Origin of the sequence: Photorhabdus aegyptia, assembly GCF_000612035.1 — a bacterium.
In the GTDB taxonomy this organism is placed as follows: Bacteria; Pseudomonadota; Gammaproteobacteria; order Enterobacterales; family Enterobacteriaceae; genus Photorhabdus; species Photorhabdus akhurstii.
Genome location: NZ_JFGV01000110.1, coordinates 1 through 5,334, shown reverse-complemented (window position 1 = coordinate 5,334; position 5,334 = coordinate 1). Strand labels below are relative to the sequence as shown.

General features: G+C 38.2%; 4 protein-coding genes. 2 read left to right on the top strand and 2 right to left on the bottom strand.

The window, feature by feature from the left end; all coding sequences use genetic code 11:
• Window positions 1-201: 201 nt before the first annotated feature.
• Window positions 202-387, bottom strand: a complete 186-nt coding sequence (locus tag BA1DRAFT_RS22465) for a hypothetical protein (protein WP_072164838.1) — start codon at window positions 385-387, stop codon at window positions 202-204.
• Between the two features lie 361 nt (window positions 388-748).
• Between BA1DRAFT_RS22465 and gapS6a the strand changes: the two genes are divergently transcribed.
• Together gapS6a and gapS6b are read left to right on the top strand one after the other, a co-directional pair.
• Window positions 749-1,075, top strand: coding sequence for a GapS6a family protein (gene gapS6a / locus BA1DRAFT_RS21010; RefSeq protein WP_036783498.1), 327 nt, complete (start codon window positions 749-751; stop codon window positions 1,073-1,075).
• Between the two features lie 17 nt (window positions 1,076-1,092).
• Window positions 1,093-4,407 (top strand): GapS6b family protein, encoded by a 3,315-nt coding sequence (gene gapS6b / locus BA1DRAFT_RS21005; protein WP_036783497.1) that lies wholly within the window; start codon window positions 1,093-1,095, stop codon window positions 4,405-4,407.
• 117 nt (window positions 4,408-4,524) lie between these two features.
• Here gapS6b and BA1DRAFT_RS21000 read toward each other — a convergent pair.
• On the bottom strand, window positions 4,525-5,334 hold an 810-nt coding region (locus BA1DRAFT_RS21000), incomplete at its 5' end, for a Fic family protein (RefSeq protein ID WP_036783495.1).

Below are 5,334 nucleotides of genomic sequence, written 5' to 3'. Positions count from 1 at the left end.
ACGCTTTCGACACATCATCAACGGTTCACTTTCGTTCGTCTCTTCGATCCCTACCTGATCGGGTCACGCCCGACCTTTTCCCATCTCGCTCACCATCACGTCTCTTAAACGCAGCAGCAGTGGGGAGTTTGGTGCCTGCGCCTGTACACCGACACCGGAGGGCCCGCCTCCATCTCTTGTGAAGCATGGCGCGCACCGGGGCTAACGCCCCATGCGCGCCTTCGTGGCACACAGCCGTCCGCAAAGCGCCAGCCGTAGCGTTGGATCGTCGCTTTCAATGAGGGTTTCGGCGAAGTTTTCGCAGTGGCTGGCGAGGACGGTGAAGCCCGTGGCGGCGTTGAAGGGAACGGAAAGTAACGGGTGTGTCTGAGTGGGGATCGTAGCCATAAGGCAACCTCCGGTATGTGAATTTAAATTCCACCACCGAAGAGACCAATCTTCCAGGTGGTGAACTGAACGGAGTTGGTCTTACCGGCCATACCTACACCGGCGCACCTTGCGGTGCCCCCGCCCAGCCCACCATAGAGGCACGACATAAAAAAGAAGCTAACGCGCCATATGTCGCAGGTATGATATTCGGGAGACCAATCCCGGCACCTGAATTTGCAGGTACTTGTAAAAGATACCGCGTTTGATTAGTTGCAGCAAGAGCTCATATCATCCACTCTTTCTGTATGGTCATGCACTGGCATTCGAAGATACACTTCAGGTATAGTTATCTATATGATTTAACTACAGAGAAATAACTATGGATTTTCTAACAAGTACCATTTTATCGGGATTACTTTATGACGGTTTAAAGACTGGCGCAACGATTAGCGCGGTCTGGTTAAAAGATACTCTCAGAAACTGGCTGATTGATGATAATACTGCACAAATAATGACGGATAAAATCACTAAACTGGACATAAATGATGATCCAAGTGGAAAAGCAATAAAAACCAGAATTGATAACGATCCTGAGTTATTGAAACTATTAATGGAAATTAAAACTGCACCGCAGACCATTAACCATGTTAGTACCCATCATGGTAGCGGCGATATCGTGCATGGTAATAAAATCATCAACAACTAAAAGCAGGGTCATCAGGAATGAATAGCAAATTGCACTCTTCACATTACGGTTCTGGTGACATTGTTATCGGTGATAAAAAAATAATAATCCCATCCGACCTTACTCCTGAAAATCTGTTTCCTATTGCAGAAGATATTTTTAGAAAGATCCGTGAAAGCGACATAGGCTCAGCCAAGACGATTGTAGATACAATAAAAAAACTCCCTGCCACAACTGTCGCCAAACAATTTGTAGATGTATTAAATACAGCAATCCTTGCATCAGGAAATACCTTAACCACAGGATTTAACGAACTGTATTCTCTTGCTAAAGAAGATGATTTATCAGATAAACTAAGAGATGTTGTTTTTTCAGTTATTATGCTCATAGAGTTTAAAAACAACAATCATGAAAATACTATAGCTATATATTCACAGTCTCCAAAGAAAAAATACTCACACATGTTTTATCTTCAGTGCCTTGCAAATGAAGATGAAATCAATGATTTTTGGAATAAGAACCGATCTCTCATTGGTGAGGATGAACTTTATGCAATATCTATAGGTGCCAGTCGGGTAAATAATCAAGTATCAGCAAAAAAATTTGCAACACTCTTAGTTGAAAGAGCTCCAACCTCCTTAAACTCTATTCTGCTTAATTATATTACCGTACTGGAACTTGCAGAAAAATATCTTAATATAGATTTACTATCCCTGGACAAAGACGTCTATGACCAAATAATTAACTGTATTAATGATACGATCTCATTCTCAGAAACATACCCAGACAACAAATGGTTGCTTTACTCTTTAAGTAATTTATTTATGTTGGTTAAAGCAAATCATTATCAACTCATTCAAACAATAATTAAATATAAAGATAAAATATCAGGTATTTACTCATCTGTTACTGACTTTGTTGATATGCTATTCTCTATCGATGAAACAGCACCTCTCACTTTACGGGACATTAAAGAAGATGATGAGTTAACATCAGGCTCCCTGATTGTATTACTAGAGGCCGCAGCAAAAGGAACATATATTAAGGAGAATATAAAACAGCTTATTCTGAATACTGATTTAAAACAAGATGACCATATTAAAAATTTACCTTTCAACTATCAACTCATCTCGTTGAAAGCTAAGTTATTATTAAATGATAGTAATGATTACATTAATAAAAAAAGAATCAAAGAAGATCTTGCTATTTTCATTCCATTAGCACATAAAGATAAAACATCTCTTTCCGGCAATGAGTTAGTTAATTTATGCGATGATCTACTCTGGTTAGATCTTGCTAAAGAGTGTTGTGATCTTCTCGAACCTCGTTTACCTGAAAATTTATGGCCGTCACGCTTAGTTATAGCCTATTTTGAGTCACTTATTCGTGCAGAAAAGCTAACTACATTGATAGAATGCCTGAGCAAGCTGGATAAAGCATTATGGAATCACTACACATGGACCTTTCAGGCCAGAATATATATTGCATATAACAATTGGCCTCAGGCAATAATAGCTCTGGAAGAAGCCATTAAGAAAAATGATGATAATTCATACACCTGGCTTCTATTGATTCGTTGCATTTTAAAAACTGCTCCAGCTACAGCCATAACTATTCTAGACAGAATACCGAAAACTATTTTCTTATCTTTCGATACTCATACCTTGTCATTATTAAGACTTATTTCAAATGAAATAGACCCTCATTTTTCAGAAAAAATAGTTGCAGAACAATTTATTAATTCACCTAAAGAATTTGCTTCCATTCTTTTAAAAATATATTTTTCCTCAATCGGGAATAAAAAAGCTAACGAAATAAATACACAACGTCCAAATAAAGTTATTAGAGCTATAAAATTAAGTCGCAATGGGGAGATAGAAGAGAAAGTTATTGTTGATATAATACCCGACCAAGAACAGGGAGCCTTATTATCTGTTCATACTGAATATGGGGATCTTCTTACTAATTTAGCTGTAGGTGAGGAGGCTGTTTATGTTATGGACAGAGTAAAAATAATCGAAGAATTAAATCCTTACCATGTTATATTCAGATATGCACTAAATATTGTCTCTGAAAAACCTGACATTAACTTCCCGATAAAAAGAATAGAAGTCCCTTCAGACCCAAAGCTAATGTTTCAAAAAATAAAAGATGAATTTTCACAATATGATCATCAATCAAGAGAAGAACATATTATCAATTGCCAGAATGTACCTTTATTCCTTAAAGCTAATGAACTTGAAAAAGGAAAACCTGTAAAATCTATTTTGCAGCTACTAACCTCTCAGATAGTCAATAAATCTTTATCATTACCCGTGGGTGAAGTCGATCATCCAGAACAATTTATTACAGATATTCATGGTATCATTTATTTCGCTTTAACTCGTGTAGACATAACATTATGCAAAAGTAGATACAAACTAATAATTACAAATGAGACTAAAACGTGTATTGATAATTGGTTAACTGAAGTTGAAAATCCTTCTTATCTATCTATTGGTGTGCGTGATGATCATCTTTTTAGGATAACCGCAGAAGACATTCAAAGCTCAACAACATCCATTCGCGAAGCTCTGAATAATTTACTTGGCTACTGCGAAGTTCACTCAGTTCCAGTAGATAATACGCCAGATACATTATTAAATGTAAAAGAGTTTTTAGATACATCAGTCTATTCTACAATGAAATATGTTCTTTTTACAAAAACACCATATTTTATTATTGATGATGCCTTTAGTGCCCTGACAAAGTCTTTAGATACTGAAATAAAAATAGTAAATTCGATAGTGTTTACATCCCATCTCTTAGAGCATTTACCACTACCTATTAAGTTAAACAATTTCCAATGTCATGTAGAAACTTATCTTCCTATGCATATAAGCTACAAAGATTGTATTGCATTGGCAAATTCAGATGATGAAAAACATGTCGCTTTAGTAACTAAAATATTTCAAATGCACTCCAATCCATTTAATAACTTTAATAGTTTATGTTCATTTTTTACTCATGCCATCTCTCTGCCATTATTTTTAGTTTATATCAACCATTATAAGAAAAGAAGACCATTATCTCTGGACAACGCTATAATCGTATTATTTAATACTTGTTGCCAAGGTATCGTTAATGCTTCCGATGGACGCACCGCAGAGGAACGATTAGTAACATTTACTAAGCTTATTATTGATGGCCGTATATACCCTCAAGGATTTATTTCATTTATTTTTTCAATTTTCAGTTCATTTGCACAGGGCCATTTTCTTGATATTAATTATATGAATCTACTAATAAATGACGTTGGAACAACAGAACCAGTCGAGACCGCCTCAACTATAGTAAATGAAGCCCCTAATTAAAGTTAATTTTTCCAAATAAATAAAAACAGAGATATAGCAGCTATATTAATAGCTGCTATGCTTCATCAAATGTAACCATAAGAAAAGTGTAAATAATCCACTAATATGTTCCTGACATCACAAATCAGGAATAAACCCTTCTTCCCGCAGAACCTTAATCACCCCACGAATCAAATATGAGTTCGAAAACTTCGCCGTATAGGTACGAGCCCCTTCCTCTACTGGTTGGAGCAATCCCCGCTCAATCAGCTTACCAAGCTGATAAGTTACCTGCGTCGGTTTCAGGTCAGGTAAAACGGCGCGGAGATCGCCCGCTTTTATCGTCCCCAGTTCGACGGCACGTTTCAGAACCTTCGATTCCAGCGGGTTTATCAATCCTCTCTCCGATGAAAAATCGATAGCCGGATACAGGATTTTTTCACTCAGAAAAGCGTGGCTTGTCAGTTGATCAACTTTCTTCAGCTCAGAGGAGATCCCCGAAAGCACATATAAGCACCATTCTTCCAGCCCCTGCTCTGTTCCCTTATCGGCTAACGAAAGCATGGCGTAATAGCGTTCACGATCGTTACAGAATACCGCTGTCGGATTGAGAACCCGCCCACCAGTCTGAACATTAAAACCATACTTGATAAGCAACGCATAGGTCAGTAATCTGACCGTTCTGCCATTACCGTTGCCAAAGGGATGTATCCAGCCAAAGCGATGATGCACCAGTGCAATCTTCATCAGATCGTACTTTGGCTTATCGGCACGGTTAATGAAGGCGGTCAGTTCCGCCATATAATCAGGAACGCGGATGTGGTCTGGCGGCAAATGGTCAGACTGAGCAATGCTGACATTATGTTGCCGATATGCGCCGGGCGTTTTGTCGCCTTCCTGTTGCAGCCCGGCTACCGCCAGACTATGCAACTCGCGGATAAAATATTC